Source organism: Halobacteriovorax sp. DPLXC-1 (assembly GCF_036903125.1).
Classification (GTDB): Bacteria; Bdellovibrionota; Bacteriovoracia; order Bacteriovoracales; family Bacteriovoracaceae; genus Halobacteriovorax_A; species Halobacteriovorax_A vibrionivorans.
In genome coordinates this window covers 370,819-393,650 of record NZ_JAYMCO010000003.1, presented here as the reverse complement: position 1 = coordinate 393,650, position 22,832 = coordinate 370,819, and the positions used below count along the sequence as shown (strand labels likewise).

The following is a 22,832-nucleotide window of genomic DNA, read 5'->3' as shown; positions in this document are numbered from 1 at the left end:
AGACCCAACAGTAGCCGAAAAGAGGTTTATGGGAATACTAAAATTTAGAAAGCAACACTCAAAGAAAGTTGAAAATGAGAAGGTTAAAACTCTTATTCAGGAACAAATTGTTCAAGAGAGAACCCTTCAAGAAAACCTTGAACGTGTAAACACATTAGAAGTTGAAAATGACTTTCTAAAGAGAAAGATAGCGCTTCTTGAAAATGAAAATTACAAGTTAAAAGAAGGTCTAACTAACATTCAAGGGAATATGGGTGACTCTGTTGAAAATAGTTATCAAGCGCTAGAAAAGCTCAATGAGGTTGACTCTTCAATGGATGAAATCCGCCAAGACTCTAAAGAGATCTTAGATGATATTATGAGCCTAGAAAGTAATATGGAATATACTTCAAAGTCCTCAACTAATATTGAAGAAGGGGTAAATGCAATATTAGAAGCGATTGAAGGAATTTCTACAATAGCTTTTCAATCAAAGATGCTCTCATTTAATGCTTCCGTTGAAGCGGCCAGAGCAGGAGAAGCAGGAAAAGGATTTGCTGTTGTTGCAGAGGAAGTCCAAAAACTTGCAACTTCTACGACAGACTTACTCAATCATATTAAAGAGAAAACTGATTACTTCACAACAATATCTAAAACACTTCAAGAGTCAGCACAAGAGTCCTTGAGAAAAACAAAAGATATTAATACTCGAATTGATAATTTCAATACTACTATTGCAGATACAACGGTGAAAAATAAAAATGCACTTAATGATATTAGTGCAACTAATGATGAGATCTTTATGAGCTTAGCAAAACTAGATCATGTCATTTGGAAAATTAATACTTATATTTCAATTATTGAAGAGAGGCCTACATTCGACTTTGTTGACCACCATAACTGTCGTCTTGGTAAGTGGTATTACCAAGGAGAAGGTCAAGAGAGCTTCTCACACCTGAGTTGTTTTTCTCACATCGAAAGTGACCATGCCCACGTCCACAATGGCACAAAGCATATCTTCGACTATCTAAGTAATGTAAAAGAAAATATTGAGCATATTACAGATGGCATTAATGAGATGGAAAGAGCAAGTGAAGGTGTTTTTGATGGGCTTGATCGAATCTTAGATGAGAAGAAGCGAAGTGCTTAAACTCGACTATAATACAGTAGTATATTTAAGATGATTTCTATTTCTTAGCATGAGATAATCCAAAAAAGACGAAAAGGATGCTTATGGATTATCGAATTGAGACAGATAGTAATGGTGAAATTAAAGTTCAAACTAATCACTACTGGGGTGCTCAAACCCAACGCTCACTTCAAAATTTCAAAATTGGCTCAGACCATTTCCCTCGAGAAATGATCCGTGCCTTAGGTATTCTAAAAAAAGGTGCGGCCCTGGCCAATCTAGAGCTTAAGAAGATATCTAAAGATAAGGTCGATCTAATCATTCAAGCCGCTGATGAAGTAATTGCTGGCAAATTAGATGAGCACTTCCCTCTTGTCGTTTGGCAAACAGGCTCTGGAACTCAAACAAATATGAACGCCAATGAAGTTATTTCAAACCGCGCAATTGAATTAGCAGGTGGAGAGATGGGAAGTAAATCACCTATCCACCCAAATGATGACGTTAATAAATCACAGTCTTCAAATGACACATTTCCAACAGCTATGCATATTGCCGCTGTTGAGCAAATTGAAGATAAGCTTATTCCTAGTCTCGAAAGACTTATTTCATCATTTGATGAGAAAACAAAAGACTTTCAAGATATTGTTAAGATTGGAAGAACTCACCTAATGGATGCAACTCCCCTAACTTTAGGTCAGGAGTTCTCTGGTTATACAGCACAACTTAAAAGTGCAAAGAAAGACATTTTATACACTCTAAATAACTTAAGAGAATTGGCTCTTGGTGGAACAGCTGTAGGAACAGGTCTAAACACTCACCCAGACTATGCAGACTTAGTCGCTAAAAAGATTTCAGAAATTTCAGGTAAGAAGTTTATTACGGCTGCTAATAAATTCGAATCACTAGCAGCACATGATGCAATTGTTGCAGGATCTGGTGCAATGAAAAGACTTGCGACAGCTCTTATGAAAATTGCCAATGATATACGTTGGCTTGCAAGTGGACCACGCTGTGGAATTGGAGAAATATCTATTCCTGCAAATGAGCCGGGCTCATCAATTATGCCAGGAAAAGTGAACCCTACTCAATGCGAGGCAATAACGATGGTATGTGTCCAAGTACTAGGAAATGATGCGGCCATTGGCTTTGCTGGATCTCAAGGAAACTTTGAACTCAATGTCTATAAACCAGTCATGATTCATAATTTTCTTCATTCCCTAAATCTTCTTGCTGATTCAATGGAATCTTTTAACGATAACTGTATTATTGGAATCGAGCCAAATAAAGACAATATAGAAAAACATCTAAATAATTCTCTAATGCTCGTTACAGCACTCAATCAACATATTGGCTATGATAACGCAGCCAAAATAGCTAAGAATGCTCATCATAAAGGAATTACTTTAAAAGAGTCTGCAATTGAGCTTGAAATTCTTTCAAGTGAAGAGTTTGAGAAGCTTGTTAAGCCCCATGATATGACTCATCCTTAAATAAATTTTCCAACGAAACTAAATCTATTGTTTCAATTAGGTGCTCTTAAATAAAATGAGTTTCTTTGTTAATGAAAAACCCAAAAAAGTTTTAAGTAGATAGTTATCACTGTCGATAGGTAATTTCACATTAACAATTTATACATATTTTAAAGAGGCCTATGTCGATGAACTTTAAAAACTTTTCATTAAAGAAGAAACTAGTGATTGGCTTTTTAGCTGCTGGTGTACTTCCTTCTCTTATCATTACCTTTGTTGTAATTGGTCAAGTAACAGATGCTCTCACAGAAGAAGCACAAAAGAAGCTACTTGCAATTAGAGAATCTAAGGGTTTTCAACTAGAAGAGTTGTATAAAACTATGGCCAATCAAGTTTCGGCCCTTGCCCATAATAATTCGACAATTGAAGCATCCAACCGATTTGTTTCAGCATTCTCTTCATATGAAATTGAAAGTAAGAAAGATTTAAATCAAGCTAAATCAAAACTTACAAGCTTCTATACAAACGATTTTGGAAAGAAGTTCAATGATACAAATATAGGCAAAAGCTTTAATCGTACGAGTGATTTTGTTAACTCATTAGATAAGAACAAACTTCTTATGCAAGATGCATTCATCAGCAGTAACAAACATCCTCTAGGTTCTAAAGACCAACTTCATAAATTAAATGATGGAACATCTTATTCGAAAGCTCATGCAAAGTATCATAAGTCCTTTCAAACTTATTTAAATAAGTTTGGTTACTACGATATCTTTATTGCCGACGCTAAGAGTGGAAATGTTGTTTATTCAGTATTTAAGGAAATTGACTTTGCAACAAGCTTAAAAGATGGTGCTTTTTCTAATCTAGGTATTGGTGAAGCTTACAGAAAGGCCGTTAATGCAAAATCAGATAAAGAAGTTCATTTTACTGAGATACAAAAATATTATCCAAGCTATGAATCGCCTGCTCAATTCATTTCTGCACCAATTTATAGTAATGGTGAAATTATTGCAGCTCTTATTTTTCAAGTACCTGTTGAAAAAGTAAATGCAATCCTCACAAGTAGGAAGAAGTGGAAGCAACAGGGTCAAGGAGATTCAGGAGAGACTTATATTATAGGCAAAGACAAAGTCATGAGAAGTATCTCACGCACAATGGTTGAGTCACCTAGTTTATTCTTTAGCTTAATGACAAATTTAGGTGTTAGTGAAGAAAATATAAATTATATGAAGTCTAAGAAAACCTCAGCATTAGGTGTAGAAATTAACTCAAAAGGGGCCAATGATGTTGTAGCAGGAAAAAGTGGCTTTGATATATTTAAAGACTACCGTGACATCAGTGTTCTAAGTGCATACCGCCCACTTAATATTGAATCTCTAGAATGGTACATTCTAAGTGAAATGGATGAAGATGAAGCTCTCGCATCTCTATATGCGGTAGAGAAAGTTATCTTCTCACTTATTATTATATCAACGATACTTATTTTCATCTTAGCACTGACATTTGCAAAAGGAATCGCTTCGACACTGATTCAACTTTCAGAAAGTCTTAGAAGTGGTTCTGAGAATGTTCTAAGTTCTGCAAATGCTCTCTCACAGAGTTCAACAAGTCTCTCTGCAGCTACTGAGCAACAAGCGGCAAGTCTTCAAGAAACTTCGGCCTCAGTAACTGAGATTTCGGCGATGATTGAAAAGAATTCAAATAATTCAAATTCAACTCAACAACTATCAAACGATAGTAAGGCAAAAGCAGAAGAAGGGAAACGTTATGTAAGTAGCGTTCGAGATAAGATCGAAGATATTCATAGAAATAACGATGAATTAGTAAAGAATGTCGAAGAAAATAATGTCGAGATCGAAAATATGACTAAGATTATTGATGAAATCTCAGAGAAGACAAAAGTTATTAATGATATTGTTTTCCAAACAAAATTATTATCTTTTAATGCATCTGTAGAGGCTGCTCGAGCAGGTGAGCATGGAAAGGGCTTTGCTGTTGTAGCAGAAGAGATTGGTGGACTGGCCTCTATGAGTGGGCAAGCGGCCCTTGAGATTACAGAGATGCTCTCAAAGAGTATTGAACAAGTAAACTCTACTGTTGAAAGCTCAAAAGAGAAAATGGCCTCTTCGATAGAAAAAGGGAAAGACTCTGTTAATGAGAGTCTTAAAGAGATAAAAGTATGTGATGAAGTTCTTTCAGAAATTCTAGAAAGCTTTACAATGGTTAACCAATCAGTTGAAGAAATTGCAGCATCTTCTTCTGAGCAATCGGCCGGTGTAAACGAGATTACGACAGCAATTCAGCAACTCGATGTTGTAACTCAACAGAATACTACAATTGCACATACATCATCTTCAAAAGCTGCTGAACTTAAAAGTCAATCCAATGACCTTTCTCGTATTGTAGAAGAAATCCAAACCATCGTTTTTGGGCACAGCACCAAGGAAACAGCGCAGAAACAGCAATATGGAAGAAGTAATAACCAATATGCCTATACTCAACCAAAGAAGAAGCTTGAGTTAGTGGATACTGATATCGACTCTAATGACTCTCGTTTTAAGGATGTTATTTAGAAAAAGAAAAGCGTGACGAAAGTCACGCTTTATATAAAATTTTTATTTTTTATTGTAGTAGTATATTGGTGATCCACCAGCTTCGCGACATGTCTTATAATTTGTAAAAGTGTCTTTTACACTTAGAACAAGCTTTCCATCGTTGTACTCGTAATCAAAGATTGAGCCATTAGATTCTACACCAAAGTGTTGCTTTTTAAGTATTCCTTCCCATATTCCAAGGTTACAATCTACGTAAGACATTTCAAGTCCACCTTGGTACTGACCTGGCCCAACATATTTAAAATCTCCTGAATTGATTTGAGTACAGTTTAGAAGATATGGTGCCCACTTTGCACTCTTAGCAATTGCAGTCATTTCAGCTTTTTCTTCTTCAACTTTAAGAGTTACATTGTATCTCATGAATGCACCTCCAAGTTTAAGAGTCTCACCTGTCGTACATTCAATACGATCAAGAAGATAAGTCCCCTGTGGAATCATTGCAAAGCTAGATGCCGTAAGTAATAAGGCCAAAAGTGTTTTCATAAAAACTCCGAATTGTTAAAAATGTTTTATCTTATATTGAATACTTAATTTAAAATTTTGTCCTACTTCAGGAATATAAGAGCCATGTCTACGATATGACTTATCAGTTAAGTTATCAAGTCTTGTTGTTAGCGTCATCCCTTCAAGGGCACCTTTTCTAAACTCTTTCGAGGCAAAGATATTATGAAGTGTATAGCCTGCTGTCTCAGTTGTACGCTCAAGAGTATTTGGATTAACTCGATCTTGTCTCATTGCCATTACAGCATCGTATCCAACTTTAATTCCATATTGATCAAGATGATAATTAATACCAAATGAATATGTATTGGCCGGCATATTTGAAAGCCAAATCTCTCTGGACTCATCCCAACCGACATTTCTTGAGTAATTTGCACGAACCTCTAATTGGTCATAGAGATAACCGATTTCCACTTCTTGCCCATACAATGAAACTCGATCACGATTTACAAATTGCGTTGTTCCGTTTTTACCGTCCACAATTGCGTAATCAGTGATCTCTTGATCAATATAATCTTTCGCAACAGATTTATAGCCACTCGCCTTAAAAGTGAGTAAATCATAATCTGAAAATAATTGTTTTTTAAATTCGACACCAAGCTCTATTGTTTCAGATGTTTCAGGTTTTAGGTTTAAATTGGAAACAAAGTAATTATCAGAGATAAAGAAACCATCTCCTGGACGATGAAGCCCTGTAGCATAAACCTCTTGAACATCAGGACTATTAAAACCTTGAGAAAGACTACTAAAGAGATTCAATCCACCTACTTCATAATTAATTAAAACTTTTGATGATAGATTACTATCTTTAACATCACGATAATCAAATTTCTTAGACTCTAGCTCATAGTCACTGAAACGAATCCCAGGAGCAATTGTCACCCCACCAACTTTATAATTAACTTCTCCAAAGGCAGCAAGTTCTGTTATTTGTCCATCTGGATAATCTGAGACATTCTCATTTGAGCTCTTACCAGTCACATTATCAATCGTTGCATCAGAGCCAATAAAGAAAGAAAGTTCATCATTGATTTTAAACTTCTTCTTTGCTCTTGCTCCAATCGTTTCGATATTTCTTTCTTCAGTGCGATTATCACTATCACGCTCTTGTTTATTGAATTGCTCAGAATAATAAACTAATCCATTTATATCAGTAGATATATAATTTAGAGTTGCAGCATGCCTTTTGATATTTGTCTTACCCTGTAGACTTGTAAGGGAGCTTGGTGGATCTAGAGTTGCATTTAGAGGCGAATCATCCTCTAGCTCATAGAGCTCTCCAGATACTTTTAATCTCCTTGCCTTTCCTAAATCAAAAGAAAACTTAGACAAGAAATTTAAACTTTCAAACTCTGAATTTCTAAGCGTCGTTCCATCACTTAATTTGATATCTTTTGCATCTTTTACATTGGCACTTAAGAGATAGTCTCCCTTATCAATAAGACCAAATGTCTTAATGGCCTGCCCATTTAAATTAGAGGCTTCTTCATATGAGTACTTTAAAATACTTCCAGCTTTCTCCCCTCTGGCCAAATAGTCTCGCCCATCCTTTGTGACAAAAGACATTCCTCCACCAAGGCTAATCCCTTGAGAATAATCTGTATTCGACTTGAAGATATCTACTTTTTTAATACTGTCTGGATCAATAGCAAGATGTGAATAATTGTGGTTTGAAAAGAAGAAGGTTTGACTGACACCGTCCACATTAACAAATATCTTATTTGCTTCAAGCCCTCTAATTTGAGGAGTCTCACCGATTGAGCGCGGTCCACCTTTTGTTGTGGCACTTGCTGTTTTCTTTAAGACATCATCTAAACTTTGTGCAACCTCTTCTTCTAAATCATCAGAGCTCACTTCATCTTGTAAGCCTAGAGTTTTAGATTGAACTTCTTGGGCACTTTCAATTTCATCGGTAATATAAATCGACTCAAGACGATTTACGTCTTGTGCAAGAATAGGTGAATTTGTGAGAAGGCCTAATAAAACTATTGAAAATACAGGAGTGTATTGGCCATCAAACTTTTTTATCATGGAAGCAAACTACCATAAATGAACCAATTTTTGGAATGGTTTTCAAGCACTTGCTAGATATTACAATATATTGATTTTACAATAATTCGTATTTAATTGGGATCGCAATTTTAAGAACTTCAGACTTCAAAAAGTCAGGCATTTCAGGCAGCTCGTTTAAGTCTTCTATGGTTTCAAGGGCCGACTTATCTAAGATGGCATGGCCGCTACCTTTTTTAATTCGAATATTTGAAAGATTCTTTGGGTATGAGACTTCAAAGTATATATCCACAACACCTTGTTTTTTAAGCATTTTTGCAATTTTAGGATAGCGCTTTCTTGCAAGAATTTCATCTCTGACTCTCTTTAGATATCTTGCCTTTTGCGTTTCTTGTCCACTGTTAACGACTTTTTTTGGATTAGGTGCATTTTCAAGACTATGCTCTTTTACAACCTTCCTTTTTTTAGAAACAACTTTCTTGGCCTTCTTTACAACTTTCTCTTCTACCTTTTGTTCAAGACTATTCTTTATTTTAACTATACGCTTAACTTGAATTCTTTGAGATTGATTCTTTGAATAATGAAGATTTGCGCTATCTTCTTTACTTTGAGTAGAAGATGCAAAAAGCAGCAGGCCATGAAGACCTGCTGATATGATTGCTGTATATAAAAAAGTGTTTTTGCGCATATGAACTATTATTATCACTAAAATAGTTAAGATTCACAAATCCTTTATCTATAATGTAGATTTTTCATCACATTTTACGCTGATTTTTAACTTTGCATCTCTCTTAAAACCATTTGTAGGATTCCACCGTGTTCGTAGTAGTCTACTTCTGCTGCAGCATCAATTCTTAAAGTAACTGCAAACTCAACAACACTTCCATCTTCGCGTATCATCTCAACATTTAAGTCTTGTCCTGGCTTTACACCACCGTCGACACCGATGATATTAAAAGTTTCAAGACCTGTTATTTTATGGGATTCAATACTCTCTCCTTCTTTAAATTGAAGAGGAAGAACACCCATACAAACAAGGTTACTACGATGGATACGTTCATAACTTTCAGCTAAAACGGCCTTGATCCCTAGCAGATTAGTTCCTTTGGCCGCCCAGTCTCTTGAACTTCCAGAACCATATGCACTGCCGGCCACAACGATAAGAGGTACGTTTTCATTTTGATATTTAAGTGAAGCATCATAAATACTCATCTGCTTTCGACTAGGAAGATGAGTTGTCCAAGGCCCTTCTGTTCCAGGGGCCATTTGATTTTTAAGCCTAATATTTCCAAAAGTTCCGCGAACCATGACTTCATGGTTTCCACGACGAGAACCAAAGCTATTAAAGTCCTTCTGTTTTACACCTTGTTCAATTAAGTATTGGCCTGCTGGCGAATCTTTTCCAATTGAGCCAGCTGGTGAAATATGATCCGTTGTAATCGAATCCCCTAAAAGACACATGATCTTTGCTCCTTCAATATCTTTAAGAGGGGCAGGATCTTTTGGAAGGTCAACAAAGAAGCTAGGCTCACGCACATAAGTTGAATCTTTATCCCATTCAAAGAGATCACCTTTTGGAGAGGCCATACTCTTCCACTTATCATCTCCTGCAAAGATTCTGCCGTATTCATACTCATATTGCTCAGTTGATACAGAAGAAGAGATTAATTCATGTACTTCTTCAGGTGTTGGCCAAATATCTTTAAGAAAAATATCTTTTCCATTCTCATCTTGTCCAATTGCTTCTTTAGAAAGATCGCATAAGAAAGTACCAGATAAAGCGTATGCCACACAAAGAGGTGGAGAAGCTAAGTAGCTGGCCTTAATTTGACTATGGACTCGCCCTTCGAAGTTTCGATTCCCTGATAAAACAGATACAACTGCTAAATCATTATCGCTAATATCTTTTGAAACATCTTCTGGAAGTGGCCCAGAGTTACCAATACAAGTTGTACATCCATAACCCACAAGATTAAATCCCAGCTTTTCAAGATAAGGAAGAAGGCCTGACTTCTTCAAATAATTTGTAACAACTCGAGAACCTGGTGCAAGAGAAGTCTTAACCCAAGGCTTTGTCTTTAACCCTGCTTCAACTGCCTTTTTTGCGACAAGGCCTGCGGCCAACATGACAGACGGGTTAGAAGTATTTGTACAACTTGTAATTGCAGCAATTGCAACATCACCGTGCTTAATTGTCTTGCCTTCGTTTTTATTAACTTTGAAATTATCATCAAATGATTTTCTAGCATCAGAAAGATTCACTCGCTGTTGAGGAAGCTTAGGGCCAGCAAGACTTGGAACAACTTTACTTAAATCAAGGTCAAGGATTTCACTAAACTTTGGCTCCACATCACCATCTTCTCTAAATAGTCCCTGCTCTTTTGTGTACTTTTCAACAAGCTCAACCTTCTCTCCACGCCCAGTCATTCTAAGATATTCAAGTGTGACTTGATCCACTGGAAAAAGCGTTGCTGTAGCACCAAACTCTGGCGACATATTTGAAAGTGTAGCGCGATCGGCAATACTTAAACTAGATAGCCCATCACCAAAGAATTCAACAAACTTACCAACAACACCATGAGCTCTTAGTTTTTCAGTAAGAGTTAGAACAAGGTCTGTTGCTGTTGCTCCTGTTGGTAAGCTACCGATTGTTCTAACACCAATAACAATTGGCTTTGGTAAGAACATTGGCTGACCAAGCATTGCTGCTTCAGCTTCGATTCCACCAACACCCCAGCCAAGAACACCAAGTCCATTAATCATTGGCGTGTGAGAGTCTGTACCAACAAGAGTGTCTGGTAGTGCCCATCCATTTTTCTTTTGAACAACATGACCAAGGTGCTCAAGGTTAACTTGGTGACAAATCCCCATTCCAGGAGGCACAACTCGAAAATCTTTGAAAGCCTGCTGTGCCCAATTTAAAAGGGCGTAGCGTTCTGCATTTCTTTCATATTCTAATTCTAAGTTTTTTTCATATGAATCAGCATGGCCAAAGTTATCAACTTGAACTGAGTGATCAATTACAAGATCAACTCCAACATATGGATTAACGGCCTTTGGATCTCCTCCATTTCTAGCCATTGCACTTCTCATTGCAGCAAGGTCAACGACAGCTGGTACACCAGTGAAGTCTTGCATTAAAACTCTTGCAGGCATAAATGCTAACGAAGAATCCTTATCATTTGGCCATGTAGCAAGGGCCTCAACATCAGAGTCCTTAACATCTTTCCCATCAACTCTTCTTGCAATATTTTCTAAAAGAATTTTTACAGTATGCGGTAGTTTATTTAAATCAACATTGTGCTTCTCACATAGATCCTTAAGACTAATATACTTAAGTTCTTCATCTGCAACTTTAAGTAACTTTGTTACTTCATTCATTAATCACTCCTAATCGTTTAGGTTAATAATTATTTTTCTAATTTCACATTCTCTTTCTTTTCGAATTATTTTAACATAGATAAAGATAATTTTTTTCTTAAGGAGACAAATATGAGCGATGAATTAGCACCACATAACGTAACTGTTGAGGAATTTAAGGGAAATAAGATTTTAAAGATCTACAAAGTTGATGAAGAAGGTAATGAACTTGAGAAATATGGTACTGTTGTTAGTTTTGGCCTAACAAAAGCTAAGTATATTCTTGAGAATATTGATCATATAAAGAAGTTTGTTGAAACTTATTCAAAAGATTAATCAACTGTGATGTAACTGATGTCAAAATGGCCAATCCCCTTTCTACACGATTGGTCATTCACTAATTTCTTCCTTATTTCTTACATTTCATAAAGTTTAAACAATATATAAGAGTTTTTGTCGGGCAAAGATTTGGAAGTTTGTTTTAATTTCGCTAAGCTTTAAACCACTTAGGGATCATTTTTTTAATATTTAGTATGTAATAATCAAACTTACATAAAAGGAAAGTATGAAGAAATTTATCCTTATGGCACTTCTATTAGTATGTACTATTACTAATACCTACTCAGCTCCAAAAGATCCTTTAAACAGAGACTTAAAAAATCTTTTCCAAGGATTTCAAGGACAGATAATTAAGAACCTAAACAGTGAAATTGAGTCACGCTTTAGTAATTTTGAAATTAATCGTGACTTTAAGATTCTTAATGCAAAAATTGTTACAACAAATATCTTAAATCATCCTTTAGAAATTGTTGAATTTAGTCCTAATAGAATTATTGCCGGAATACCAACAAAGAAAAGATGGAATCTGTATCTAAGGGCAAAAATTCGTTATAAGACAAAGCTTCTTAGAATGACTAAAGTTATCAAGTTAAACTTAAAAGAGTTAAGTTTTAAATATCAGCTTGATTACTATCTTGATGAAAACAATATTATTAATGTAACTTCAGTTAAAGCAATTGATAAGAAGATTATCATTCAGGCCAAAGCCTCAAATATCATCTTAAGTGGTCTACTTAAAGCTGCATCTGACGTCTTTAGAAATAAGATCACAAGGTCTTTTGAAGAGCTATTAGCACAAGGAGCAATTCAACTTAGACAACAATTCGAATTTGATGAAAGATTTCGAAGAGCGACTCCTTCCCATTTAAAGTTTTCTCCTAATTACACATATGAAGACCTTGCTACAACAATTGAGAATATCGAAGATAAAATTAGTAAATACCACTTTCAAAATGGAACTGTTTTAAATCTAATCTATGATACTAAAGATCCAATATCTTGGTTTGATGCTTACGGCCCTAATGGAATTGGAACGAGAGGTAAAGTCATAGGCTTTGGTACTTATGGAGATTGTGCAATTTGGAATGGTGCTTATCTTGCTTCTCAAGCTTTTCGCTTCGCCGTCAATCAAAGTCCCAAGGCAATGAATAATATTAAACGATCACTTGGTGGAATTGAGAACCTACTTGGAGTAAATGGCTTTAGCGGACTTCTTTCAAGGTCCGCCCAGCCCGTCAATAGTCCTGCTGGTCAATCATTATTGAAGCAAAAAAAACCTTACGACTATGATATCGTCGATTACAAAGGTGAAAAGTGGATTAGTCTTCACGAGAAGAAAGGCATCACTCGAGATCAATACACGGGAGTTATCTTTGGCCTCTCTATTACTTATGACGTCATTGATGATCCACAGATTAAGAAAAAAGCTGCTCATCTATATAAGATGATGCTTGATTATATTATCAAAAACAATTGGAAGATTTCAGAAGATCGTGAAATTAGCATAACACCTGAAGAAGTAATAGTGCCAACAGTATGGTTTGGAAATGGCGAGCAACAAATTAATATGCTACTCATTGGTGAGCATATGTTTCCAGGTCGTTATAAAGATGAGCTTGAAAAATACAAAGATATTACGAAGTCACTTTATCTCTTTCATAATTTAACGGCCAAAGACAATATTAATAAGTATTACAAATTTAATCTTCTTCATATGCACTTCTATAATTACTTTAGACTTGAAAAGGACACGGAAAGAAGAAACGACATGCTTGAGACTTATAAAACGATTAAGCATAGTATTGGAAACCACGACAATTCATTTTTTAATTTAATTGAATACTCATTTAACCCAAGTGGTGTTTCTGAAGAAAATATCGAAAGAATTCAAGGGAACCTTCTTCGCTTTTTAGAGCGATCTCCTCGCGACATTATTATTACAAGACCTCCTCTTGATAAGATTGATATCTTAGAATATCCAGAATTTGGTGGCAGTGGATTTATGAAAGTATCTGCAGACCCTCTCGATGTTCGCCATCGCCACTTAACAGGTTCATTCATGTGGCAAAGAGACCCAAACCAAATTGGCTACTTTAATCAAGGCTCTGGCCGAGATGAAGATCCAGGCTATGCAATGACATTAATATATTGGATGAGTAAATATCACGGATTATAAAAAAGAAGGCCCAAGTTAAACTTGGGCCATTTTATTTTAATTATATTTTAGATCGAAACGGTCTGCTTGCATGACTTTTGTCCAAGCCTTTACGAAGTCTTTTACAAACTTTCGTTTACCATCGTTAGAAGCGTAAACTTCTGCAACAGCTCTTAGCTCTGCATGAGAACCAAAGACTAAGTCAACAGGAGTTGCTGTGTATTTAAGTTCGTTTGTCTTACGATCACGACCTTCATAAATTCCAGGCATACTCGACTTAACCCACTTATTATCCATTGTTAGAAGATTTACAAAGAAATCATTTGATAATCTTCCTGGACGTTTCGTGAAAACTCCATGCTTTGAACCGTCAGTATTTGCATCCAGAACCCTCATCCCGCCGACTAGAACTGTCATCTCAGGAACAGTTAGACCAAGCATATTTGCTTTATCGATTAACATATATATTGGAGTTCTTCCTGACTCTTCAGTGTAGTAGTTACGGAAAGCATCTGCTTTTGGCTCAAGGAATTTAAAAGATGTAATATCAGTCTGTTCTTGAGTCGCATCCCCTCTTCCAGACTTGAAAGGAACTTTTACTTTTACACCAGCATCACGAGCTGCTTTTTCAATAGCTGCTGCACCACCAAGCACAATAGTATCTGCCAGAGAAGCTCCATATCTTTTACTAATCTTTTCAAGCTTAGGAAGTGCTTTTTCAAGAAGTTTAGGATTATTTACTTCCCAACTTTTTTGAGGAGCAAGAGCAATTCGTGCACCATTTGCACCACCTCGCATATCTGTAGAGCGGAAAGTTGAAGCTGAGGCCCAAGCAACTTTTACAAGCTCAGATACACTTAATCCCGACTTTAGAGCAGCTTTCTTTATACTATTAGCTGTTGCACTTGAGATCTTCTTTCCTTTTGGAGTTGGATCTTGCCACTGAAATGACATCTTAGGAACTTCCTTACCAATATAGCGAGCCTTTGGCCCCATATCACGGTGAGTAAGTTTGAACCAAGCCTTTGCAAATGCAAACTCAAACTTCTTTGGATCATCTAAGAAGCTTTTAGAAATTTTTGCATAAGCTGGATCTTTCTTAAGTGCGATATCTGTAGTGAACATAATTGGAGCATGACGCTTACCTTTGATATGTGCATCTGGAACCATATCTGCTGCACCTTCATCAGTTGGAATCCACTGATGTGCTCCTGCTGGAGATTTCGTCAGCTTCCACTCAAATGCCCATAGATTATCGAGATAACCTGTTGTCCACTGAGTTGGAGTTGCATTCCATGCACCTTCAAGACCCGAAGTAATTGTATCTTCAGAGTGTCCTTTTCCACATTTATTCTTCCAACCAAAACCTTGGTTTTCAATTGGTGCTGCTGCTGGATCTGGCCCTAAGCAGTCTTGTGGTTTATGAGCACCGTGTGCCTTACCAAAAGTGTGTCCACCGGCGATAAGAGCAACTGTTTCTTCATCATCCATTCCCATTCTTCCAAATGTTTCACGGATATCCTTTGCCGCAAGTAGTGGATCAGGCTTACCATTTGGTCCTTCAGGGTTTACATAGATTAGACCCATTTGAACTGCTGCAAGTGGTTTTTCTAACTTGCGATCACCTTTATATCTCTTGTCTCCAGCAAGCCATTGAGTCTCTGGTCCCCAGTAAACAAGGTCAGCTTCCCAATCATCAGTACGTCCACCGGCGAATCCAATTGTTTTGAATCCCATATCTTCAAGTGAAACGTTACCTGCTAGAACCATTAAATCGGCCCATGAGATTTTATTTCCATATTTCTTTTTAATTGGCCAAAGCAGTCTTCTTGCCTTGTCTAGAGATACGTTATCTGGCCAGCTATTAAGTGGTTCAAAACGTTGTTGACCACCGCCGCCGCCACCGCGACCATCGTGACTTCTGTATGTACCAACACTGTGCCATGCCATACGAATAAAGAAAGGCCCATAGTGACCATAATCAGCTGGCCACCAATCTTGTGATGTCGTTAATGTTTTTCTGATGTCTTTTTTTACTGCAGAAAGATCTAATTTCTTAAACTCTTTTGCATAGTTGAAGTTACTTCCTAAAGGACTAGACTCTGGTGAGTGTTGTCTCAGTGGAGAGAGATCGATTCGGTTTGGCCACCAAAATGAATTTGGTTTTGCTTCACCTTTTGCAAATTGCTGTTGCATCCCGTCCCCTGAGTTTGATGCACAACTCAGTAGTGCGAAAGTGGCAATCAGCAAAGGAAGTTTTCTTTTCATGCTTAAAGCTCCTTTGAAAAATAAAAAACCATAATTTCGTTGAAACTATTATTGCGAACGGGTCTTTTTAAATACATTCTATTTTGTCTATTTAATGATAGATTCTAACTATAAGAAAAGTTAAGTTATTCAATTGATATGAAGAGAGCTTATAAATACAGTAACTTAGAACTAGTTCTAAATTACTGTATTTGATTTATCGAGGATTTATTTTCCGCTTTGGCTTTGTAATTTTGCAAGATTTTTACTCACCTTGTCAGCATCTAGCATTGGATCAACATCGCGATCAAGTGCCACAATTTTTAAATTAGGATCAATGATAAAGGTCCATCTTTTTGACATATTAAAGACGGCCATCTTTGCACCAAACTTCTTAGTTACTTCTCCACTTTCATCAGAAAGTAAATCAAAAGTAAGGGCATGCTCTTCATGAAACTCCGCTTGATCCTTTACCGAATCAACGCTTATACCGTAGACTTCGGCTCCTAGCTTTCGAATAGATTTAATACTATCGCGAAAGGCACAAGCCTGTTTAGTACATCCAGGTGTTCCAGCTTTTGGATAAAAGTAAAGAACTGTCCACTTGCCTTTACGTGAGGCCATAGTAAAGTCTTTCCCTTTATGATTTTTAACTGTGAAGTCAGGAACTTTTTGACCTAGCTCAACATCCTTGGCCTGAGCGCTAAAGAACATCATTAAGGTTAGTAAAGGTATCTGAATAAATCTTTTCATTATAACTCCAGTGTATAAATAATAATTAAACTTTAACCTATAAAACTATATACGCAAAAATAATACAATTGGATCATATTTAAATTATTTCTAATATTCATCTTCCTTCTTCACTCAAACTTGGCAAAACATAAGTTCTTCTTAAGATTTAAGAATGCTATAATCTTCTCTATGATAGGAAGCTTCACTGAAAGACAAATAGAATATCACTCGAAATTTGGAACAATCTATATTTGTGCAAATCCAAATGGAATTTCCTATATGGGCTGGGAAGACCAAGAACTCGACCCTCCACATCTAGATGATGATCAGCGAATTATCAAATATCTCCACGATGCAGAAGGCGAAATTGAAGAGTATCTTGCAGGTAGCCGCAAGAGATTCACGCTGCCAATAACTCTAACAAGAGGAACTTCTTTTCAAAAGAAAGTCTGGTCCGAGCTTCTAAATATTCCCTATGGCAAGACTACGACCTATTCAGATATTGCCCAAAAAGTCGGCTCACCCGATGCCGTCCAAGCTGTAGGAAGTGCTAACGGAAAAAATCCACTATGCATCCTGATCCCTTGTCACCGCGTCATAAATAAGTCCGGTGAACTTTCAGGCTATGCTGGAGGAGCTCAAGTGAAAGAGGCCCTCCTCAATCTCGAGGGAGCTTTTGTATAGACGATGCTAGGCTCCAAATGTTAAATTATTTGTCATGACAAATGACAAGAATCAAAAGAAAAACATGCGTCCAAAACAGGACATTCCGACAATTTTATCTCGCGTCGAAAGACCTAAGAAGGCAGTCGTAACTGCAGGTATGCCATACGCAAACGGGCCAGTTCATATTGGTCACTTAGCAGGTGCACACGTTCCAGCTGATATTTATGCAAGGTGGACAAAACTTCTTATCGGTCAAGACAATGTTCTCTTTGTTTGCGGTACTGATGATCATGGATCAACAAGTGAAGTAGCAGCAAAGAAGCTAGGAAAAACAACACAAGAATTTATTGGTGAAGTTCATGCTAAGCAGTCCAAAACAATGGAGCGCTATTCTATTGGACTTGATACATATACAGGAACATCTCGTGAAGAAAATTACGAGGCCCATAAAGAACTATGCCAAGACTTTTTAAGAAAGATGCATGGTAATGGGATGCTTGATAAGAAGACAAGTGAGCAATGGTTTGATCCTGAATTAAATATGTTCCTTCCTGATCGCTACGTCCAAGGTGAATGTCCAAATAGTGAATGTTCAAATACAAAAGCATATAGTGACGAATGTGATGTTTGTGGTAAAAATTATGATCCACATGAGTTAAAGAACCCTGTTTCAACAGTAAGTGATGCAACTCCTGTTCTTAAAGAAACTGATCACTGGTATTTAAATATGTGGAAAGTGACTGACCAACTTATTGAATGGTTAGATACAAAGCAAAAGACATGGAGAAAACCAGTTCTTCAAGAAGTATTTGGAACAGTTTATCCAAGTGTGATCTTTTCAAATAAATCAGAAGCAGATTACAAAGAAATTAAGGGAGATCTTCCAAAGCACAAGAGCCGTTACGCTCCAGGAAAGAAAGTTGTTGTTCAATTTGAAAACCTAGCTGACCTTGAAACAGGTAAGAAACAATTAACTGATAAAGGTATTGAGTGTGAACTTAATGATGCTTGGGCACATAGAGCGATTACTCGTGATGTTTCATGGGGGATCCCTGTTCCAACTGACCTTGATGAAGGGATGGAAGGAAAAACTCTCTACGTTTGGCCAGAGTCTTTAATTGCGCCGATTTCTTTTACAAAAGTAGCTCTTAAGAAAAAAGGACTCGATCCGCAAACTTATAAGGATTTTTGGACAGACCCTGATGCCAATATTTATCAATTCCTTGGAACTGATAATGTTTTCTTCTATGTTCTCATGCAAGGAGCGATGTGGTTTGGTGCTCAAGAAAACCCAATGAGACAAGCGATTAAAGGAGAATTTCAACAAACAGATATCTTCTCTAATTTTCACCTACAAATTAATGGTGAAAAAATGAGTAAGTCGAAAGGAAACTTCTATACTGGTGATCAATTAATTGATGAGATGGGATACTCGGCAGACCAAGTTCGCTACTTCCTTTCAACTCTAAGTCTTTCAGAGAAAGCTTCTAACTTTGATTTTGAAGTTTTCAATGCCAAGAATGCATTCCTTGCAGGTCCAATGAATGCCTCTTTTGAAAAACCAATCTCAGCTTGTCACAAGCAATTTGGTGGCGTGGTTCCTAAGGGAGAGCTTATTGGTAAGACAGAAAAAGAGACTCTTAAGATCGTTCAACAATATACGAAGTTTATGACAAAGGGAGAATACCCAAAGGCCCTTGGTGCACTAGAGAATTATGCTCGTATTATTAACGGACTATTTAATCAGTATAAACCTCACGATGATCGCTTTGATGAGAAAGAGCGTACTGATGCTCTTTATTCAAGCTTTTATATCCTAAGAAATATTCTTATTATGCTCTCACCATTTGCACCTGAGACAATGGAGAAATTAAGAAAGTCCCTAAACCTTCCTGAAAGTGTTTATTCAATTGATGAGCTTGCAAAAGAATTCCCTGAAAATCATAAAATTGGGGAACAAGACGTATACTTTCCAGCAGTTGAAACTGAGTAAAGATAAAAGAAAAGGCCTCAAACGAGGCCTTTTTTTAATCAAGATCTTCTAGCTGACCTTTTATTTTATTCTTTAATTGATCAAAATTAATATCTTCAATTTCAACAATCATTCCTTCTTTTCTTCTTTGCGCTTCTACATCATCAAGATCATCTTCATCAGCAACTCCGATAACTTGTTCTAATGCAATAGACATATCTCTATGAACAAATGGATCTAATTCATCGAGGCCTGCGGCCATTGCAGAACCAGCAGCTGTTCCAGTCGGCGCACCAAAGAAGAATCCTCCAGCAGCAGCGACACCTCCATCAAGACTAACACCTGTTCCAATATAGTAAGCAGCTGTTGCTTTTGCTCCGATAATTAACCCTAGATAAGCTGAAACAGCTAAAATAGCGACGTCAGCACCGGCAGCATAAAGAGCGTGGCGGCCATTCATATCGGCCATTTTCTTAATGTCACTTCTTGCAAAGGTACGATAATCAGAAAATAGATTTCGACATTTTAGCTCTTCCCTATTTCCATGACATTCTTCAAAGATATAGCGATCGTTTACGATTTCAGTGGCCTTGATATACTTGAAAGCAGTTTCTTCGGCCTTAATAAAAGTCGCAGCATAGTTGATTTGTGAAAGGAGTAGAACTCCTGTTAAAATAGTTTTCTTTAGTTTCGGGGATAGATTTTTCATGACCTAATATTATCAAGATTATGAATAATTATATCCAATCCTGTAACTTCTTTAGGCCATGAAAAATCTTTAAACACCCAATTATCTCATGAAATTCTGGCTACTTAGATAATTTAAAAGATAGTTTCTCACTTGGAATAACAACTTGATTATGCACCAGTATAAGTTTCTGAGACATGGCCATCAACTAGAAAGATTTCTCGTTCGGCCATTTTAGAAAAGCCGCGATCATGGGTTACCAAAGCAATAGTTGTTCCCTTTTGCTCATTAGTTTCTTTTAAAATATTCATTACCACTTCTGCATTAGTGGAATCGAGATTTCCAGTAGGCTCATCTGCAAAGATATAGCGAGGCTCCATGATTAATGCCCTTGCGATTGCAACCCTTTGTTGTTCCCCTCCAGACATTTGACTCGGCAATTTTTTTGCGACATAGCCAATATTTAATTGCTCTAAAAGAAACCTCGCTCGTTTTTGATACTCTTTTAATAAACCTAAATTTCGGGGAGGTAGTAGGATATTTTCTAAAGCAGTCAACTCCGGCAATAGATAGTGAAATTGAAAAATGAAACCAATATGTCGACTTCTAAATTCATGAACAGAATCAACACTCATATGAGTTACATTCTTATTATCAATATAAATATGTCCTGAGGTTGGGTCATCTAGTGAGCTTATAATATATAATAATGTCGATTTTCCACTTCCAGAACGGCCTGCAATTGAAACAAACTCTCCATCTTTAATCTCCATGCTAATATCATGGAGGATGCGTTGTGGAGGTTCACCAAACTCTTTAACAATATTGTCTGCTCGAATCATCACTCTCCCCTAATGATATCAATTGGAGTCATACGGCTTGCGGACAAGGCCGGTAAAAAACTTGCTATCAAAGAAGCGATAAGGGCCGCAAAAAATGAGATAGCATATGTCGATGGTGCATAATCAATTAATAAATGATTATTTCCACCAATATCAATATTAAGTTCAATACTTTCAACTAATCTACTGACAACATAACCTAAAATCATTCCCAAAATTCCACCACTTATTCCTAAGAAGATTCCTTGGTACATGATGAGCTCTAAAATTTTCTTAGGTGCATAGCCGATAGAACGTAATATTGCGATCTCTTTTCTCTTTTGGTTAATCATAATTGTTAGTACGTTATAAACACCAAAAGCAGCAACGATAAGTACTGCTATCGTAATAAAATAGCGAACCATATCCTGCATCATGATCATCTCCATAAACATGGGATTTGCTTCTCGCCAGTCCTCAACTTTATCATGACTTAATAGAGACCATTGATCGGCCAACTCTCCAGACTTATCCATATTAAAGAGGGCCACTGCGACCTCAGAGATACGACCAGGAGTTTTATTTAACTTTTGAACATCTTCTATATGAGCAAAAGCAATAGACTTATCAACATTTTCATCTCCAAATGAAAGAAGCCCTACAACCTTAAACGAACTTCTCTGATCCAGAGATCCTGTAACCACTTCTACAAATTGTCCGACACGTACACCTATTTCTTCAGCGGCCTTTACGCCAAGAATAATCTTATTCCCACCACTGGATAAAGAGGAGAAGTCTCCCTCTCTCATATAATCAGCTATTTTACTTACTCTAATTTGACGTTTTGCCTCAGTCCCAACAAGGGCCAAATTATGAGTAAGGTCTCCTCTTTTAATCATGACCTGGATATTTAATCGCGGGCAATAGTCATAAACTTCAGGATGGTTTGAAAGACGATTTGCCCAACCTTGATAATTTTCTAATTTTGCTTCGCTTCGTTTTCCATAAGGAGGAGTAATCCAGCTCACCGTTTGATTAGCATAAAACCATTCATCCACAAGTTTACGATCGATAATATCCTCTCTTCCCGAGATGAGAATATGAGCCGTATTATTTAGTAGAGAATTAATAATATATTTGCGAAACCCTAGTTGTATTCCAGAGATTGAAACATAGAGCATGGTTCCAAAACTTATTCCTAATAGAATTAGAAACGTTTGCTTCTTCTTTGAAAAAAGTTGTTTCATCGCAAGAAAGAGCATCACTACCTCTTTATGAAAATAAGATCATCTAAATTGATATCACCTGAGACGACCTCAACCCACATGCCATCACTATTTCCAGTTGTGACATCCACTTTTTCTCGTTTCTTATTTCTCATGCGAAGAACTTTTCCATCGCTTATGGCCTTAACTGGAATGAGGAGTACATCCTTTTTCTTTCCTACTTCAATAACAACATCTGCTGTCATCCCAGGTAGAATACTCTTTTCAAGGCCTTCAACTTCAATACGTGTTATAAACTCTCCCTCTCTAGGATAGATTGTTTTCACATAGCCTTCATACTTAAGCTGAGACTGACTTTCAAAAACAAGTCTTGCTCTTTGTTTTGGTAAAACTCTTAAGGCAGCATCTTGCTCAAGTGATACTTCTACGTATTTTTGATTTAAATTTTTAAGTGTAAGAACTGTAAATTGAGGAAGTACAATTTCTCTTTCTTTATTTGCAACAAGAGTAACTGTTCCATCAAAAGGAGCTTTAAAAAGGACCCGACCTTCAAAGCTTATAAGGCGATCTCCCTTCTTTACGCGTTGCCCCTCTTTAACGTATAGCTTTTCAACTATTGATAACACTCCAATCTTTACGTTAAATTCCTGATCTGACTCCACTCTACCAAGTCCATATATCGCCTCAACCACATCACCCTTTTTAGGAGAAATTAATTCAAAGTTTTTTTTGAAATAAAAGACTCTAGCACCGATGGCCACTGCAATAAGAACGATTATAACTAATGCGATATAAACCTTTTTCAAGACATCCTCCGATTAATATCTAAAAATTTTCGCATATCTCATTATATAAGACCAAAGAAAAGCTAGTGATAAATATCAGTTTAATAAGTCAATAACATATGGCCTAAGATA

The 22,832-nt window shown here is 36.8% G+C and carries 17 protein-coding genes; 7 read left to right on the top strand and 10 right to left on the bottom strand.

Going from position 1 to position 22,832, the window contains the following annotated elements; translation table 11 throughout:
• Positions 1-28 precede the first annotated feature (28 nt).
• The 3 genes from VCM44_RS11850 to VCM44_RS11840 all read left to right on the top strand — a co-directional run bounded on the left by VCM44_RS11850 (position 29) and on the right by VCM44_RS11840 (position 5,153).
• Positions 29-1,129, top strand: coding sequence for a methyl-accepting chemotaxis protein (locus VCM44_RS11850; RefSeq protein WP_334678888.1), 1,101 nt, complete (start codon positions 29-31; stop codon positions 1,127-1,129).
• An 83-nt stretch (positions 1,130-1,212) separates the two neighbouring features.
• On the top strand, positions 1,213-2,598 hold the full coding sequence (gene fumC / locus VCM44_RS11845) for a class II fumarate hydratase (protein ID WP_334678887.1): 1,386 nt from the start codon (positions 1,213-1,215) through the stop codon (positions 2,596-2,598).
• Between the two features lie 161 nt (positions 2,599-2,759).
• Complete coding sequence (locus tag VCM44_RS11840; RefSeq protein WP_334678886.1) at positions 2,760-5,153, top strand: methyl-accepting chemotaxis protein; 2,394 nt, start codon at positions 2,760-2,762, stop codon at positions 5,151-5,153.
• Positions 5,154-5,195: 42 nt separating this feature from the next.
• On the opposite strand, the gene VCM44_RS11835 is transcribed toward VCM44_RS11840, so the two are convergent.
• From VCM44_RS11835 to acnA, 4 genes are all read right to left on the bottom strand, one after another.
• Positions 5,196-5,678: a hypothetical protein gene (locus tag VCM44_RS11835; protein ID WP_115361586.1), complete on the bottom strand. Its 483-nt coding sequence runs from the start codon at positions 5,676-5,678 to the stop codon at positions 5,196-5,198.
• 15 nt (positions 5,679-5,693) lie between these two features.
• Positions 5,694-7,727, bottom strand: coding sequence for a TonB-dependent receptor domain-containing protein (locus VCM44_RS11830; RefSeq protein WP_334678884.1), 2,034 nt, complete (start codon positions 7,725-7,727; stop codon positions 5,694-5,696).
• A 76-nt stretch (positions 7,728-7,803) separates the two neighbouring features.
• Positions 7,804-8,394: an energy transducer TonB gene (locus tag VCM44_RS11825; protein ID WP_115361590.1), complete on the bottom strand. Its 591-nt coding sequence runs from the start codon at positions 8,392-8,394 to the stop codon at positions 7,804-7,806.
• Between the two features lie 86 nt (positions 8,395-8,480).
• Positions 8,481-11,087, bottom strand: coding sequence for an aconitate hydratase AcnA (gene acnA, locus VCM44_RS11820; RefSeq protein ID WP_334678883.1), 2,607 nt, complete (start codon positions 11,085-11,087; stop codon positions 8,481-8,483).
• Between the two features lie 111 nt (positions 11,088-11,198).
• On the opposite strand from acnA, the gene VCM44_RS11815 reads away from it, so the two are divergent.
• Both VCM44_RS11815 and VCM44_RS11810 read left to right on the top strand, forming a co-directional pair.
• Entirely contained in the window at positions 11,199-11,402 is a 204-nt protein-coding gene (locus VCM44_RS11815) for a hypothetical protein (RefSeq protein WP_115361594.1), read from the top strand.
• Between the two features lie 229 nt (positions 11,403-11,631).
• Positions 11,632-13,581 (top strand): hypothetical protein, encoded by a 1,950-nt coding sequence (locus VCM44_RS11810; protein WP_334678881.1) that lies wholly within the window; start codon positions 11,632-11,634, stop codon positions 13,579-13,581.
• Between the two features lie 36 nt (positions 13,582-13,617).
• Here VCM44_RS11810 and katG read toward each other — a convergent pair whose 3' ends face one another.
• Both katG and VCM44_RS11800 read right to left on the bottom strand, forming a co-directional pair.
• Positions 13,618-15,756 carry a catalase/peroxidase HPI gene (katG, locus tag VCM44_RS11805; RefSeq protein WP_442905009.1) on the bottom strand — a complete coding sequence of 713 codons (2,139 nt, stop codon included), beginning with the start codon at positions 15,754-15,756 and terminating at the stop codon, positions 13,618-13,620.
• Between the two features lie 279 nt (positions 15,757-16,035).
• Positions 16,036-16,560 (bottom strand): peroxiredoxin, encoded by a 525-nt coding sequence (locus VCM44_RS11800; protein WP_334678879.1) that lies wholly within the window; start codon positions 16,558-16,560, stop codon positions 16,036-16,038.
• A 171-nt stretch (positions 16,561-16,731) separates the two neighbouring features.
• Between VCM44_RS11800 and VCM44_RS11795 the strand changes: the two genes are divergently transcribed.
• Positions 16,732-17,226: a methylated-DNA--[protein]-cysteine S-methyltransferase gene (locus tag VCM44_RS11795; protein WP_334678878.1), complete on the top strand. Its 495-nt coding sequence runs from the start codon at positions 16,732-16,734 to the stop codon at positions 17,224-17,226.
• A 34-nt stretch (positions 17,227-17,260) separates the two neighbouring features.
• On the top strand, positions 17,261-19,201 hold the full coding sequence (locus tag VCM44_RS11790; protein WP_334678877.1) for a methionine--tRNA ligase: 1,941 nt from the start codon (positions 17,261-17,263) through the stop codon (positions 19,199-19,201).
• Between the two features lie 34 nt (positions 19,202-19,235).
• Here the strand turns inward: VCM44_RS11790 and VCM44_RS11785 are convergent, their stop codons facing one another.
• From VCM44_RS11785 to VCM44_RS11770, 4 genes are all read right to left on the bottom strand, one after another.
• A complete protein-coding gene (locus VCM44_RS11785; protein WP_115361606.1) occupies positions 19,236-19,889 on the bottom strand; it encodes a hypothetical protein in 654 nt (217 codons plus the stop codon).
• Positions 19,890-20,038: 149 nt separating this feature from the next.
• On the bottom strand, positions 20,039-20,710 hold the full coding sequence (locus VCM44_RS11780) for an ABC transporter ATP-binding protein (RefSeq protein WP_334678876.1): 672 nt from the start codon (positions 20,708-20,710) through the stop codon (positions 20,039-20,041).
• Complete coding sequence (locus tag VCM44_RS11775; RefSeq protein WP_115361610.1) at positions 20,710-21,951, bottom strand: ABC transporter permease; 1,242 nt, start codon at positions 21,949-21,951, stop codon at positions 20,710-20,712. The genes VCM44_RS11780 and VCM44_RS11775 overlap by 1 nt, the downstream gene beginning before the upstream one ends.
• Before the next feature lie 2 nt (positions 21,952-21,953).
• A complete protein-coding gene (locus tag VCM44_RS11770) occupies positions 21,954-22,721 on the bottom strand; it encodes an efflux RND transporter periplasmic adaptor subunit (RefSeq protein ID WP_334678875.1) in 768 nt (255 codons plus the stop codon).
• Positions 22,722-22,832: the final 111 nt, after the last annotated feature.

Excerpts from the sequence above, each read along its gene's own strand:
- VCM44_RS11850 (WP_334678888.1), top strand. The coding sequence starts at position 29 with ATGGGAATACTAAAATTTAGAAAGCAACACTCAAAGAAAGTTGAAAAT.
- fumC (WP_334678887.1), top strand. The coding sequence starts at position 1,213 with ATGGATTATCGAATTGAGACAGATAGTAATGGTGAAATTAAAGTTCAA.
- VCM44_RS11840 (WP_334678886.1), top strand. The coding sequence starts at position 2,760 with ATGTCGATGAACTTTAAAAACTTTTCATTAAAGAAGAAACTAGTGATT.
- VCM44_RS11835 (WP_115361586.1), bottom strand. The coding sequence starts at position 5,678 with ATGAAAACACTTTTGGCCTTATTACTTACGGCATCTAGCTTTGCAATG.
- VCM44_RS11830 (WP_334678884.1), bottom strand. The coding sequence starts at position 7,727 with ATGATAAAAAAGTTTGATGGCCAATACACTCCTGTATTTTCAATAGTT.
- VCM44_RS11825 (WP_115361590.1), bottom strand. The coding sequence starts at position 8,394 with ATGCGCAAAAACACTTTTTTATATACAGCAATCATATCAGCAGGTCTT.
- acnA (WP_334678883.1), bottom strand. The coding sequence starts at position 11,087 with ATGAATGAAGTAACAAAGTTACTTAAAGTTGCAGATGAAGAACTTAAG.
- VCM44_RS11815 (WP_115361594.1), top strand. The coding sequence starts at position 11,199 with ATGAGCGATGAATTAGCACCACATAACGTAACTGTTGAGGAATTTAAG.
- VCM44_RS11810 (WP_334678881.1), top strand. The coding sequence starts at position 11,632 with ATGAAGAAATTTATCCTTATGGCACTTCTATTAGTATGTACTATTACT.
- katG (WP_442905009.1), bottom strand. The coding sequence starts at position 15,756 with ATGCAACAGCAATTTGCAAAAGGTGAAGCAAAACCAAATTCATTTTGG.
- VCM44_RS11800 (WP_334678879.1), bottom strand. The coding sequence starts at position 16,560 with ATGAAAAGATTTATTCAGATACCTTTACTAACCTTAATGATGTTCTTT.
- VCM44_RS11795 (WP_334678878.1), top strand. The coding sequence starts at position 16,732 with ATGATAGGAAGCTTCACTGAAAGACAAATAGAATATCACTCGAAATTT.
- VCM44_RS11790 (WP_334678877.1), top strand. The coding sequence starts at position 17,261 with ATGACAAATGACAAGAATCAAAAGAAAAACATGCGTCCAAAACAGGAC.
- VCM44_RS11785 (WP_115361606.1), bottom strand. The coding sequence starts at position 19,889 with ATGAAAAATCTATCCCCGAAACTAAAGAAAACTATTTTAACAGGAGTT.
- VCM44_RS11780 (WP_334678876.1), bottom strand. The coding sequence starts at position 20,710 with ATGATTCGAGCAGACAATATTGTTAAAGAGTTTGGTGAACCTCCACAA.
- VCM44_RS11775 (WP_115361610.1), bottom strand. The coding sequence starts at position 21,951 with ATGCTCTTTCTTGCGATGAAACAACTTTTTTCAAAGAAGAAGCAAACG.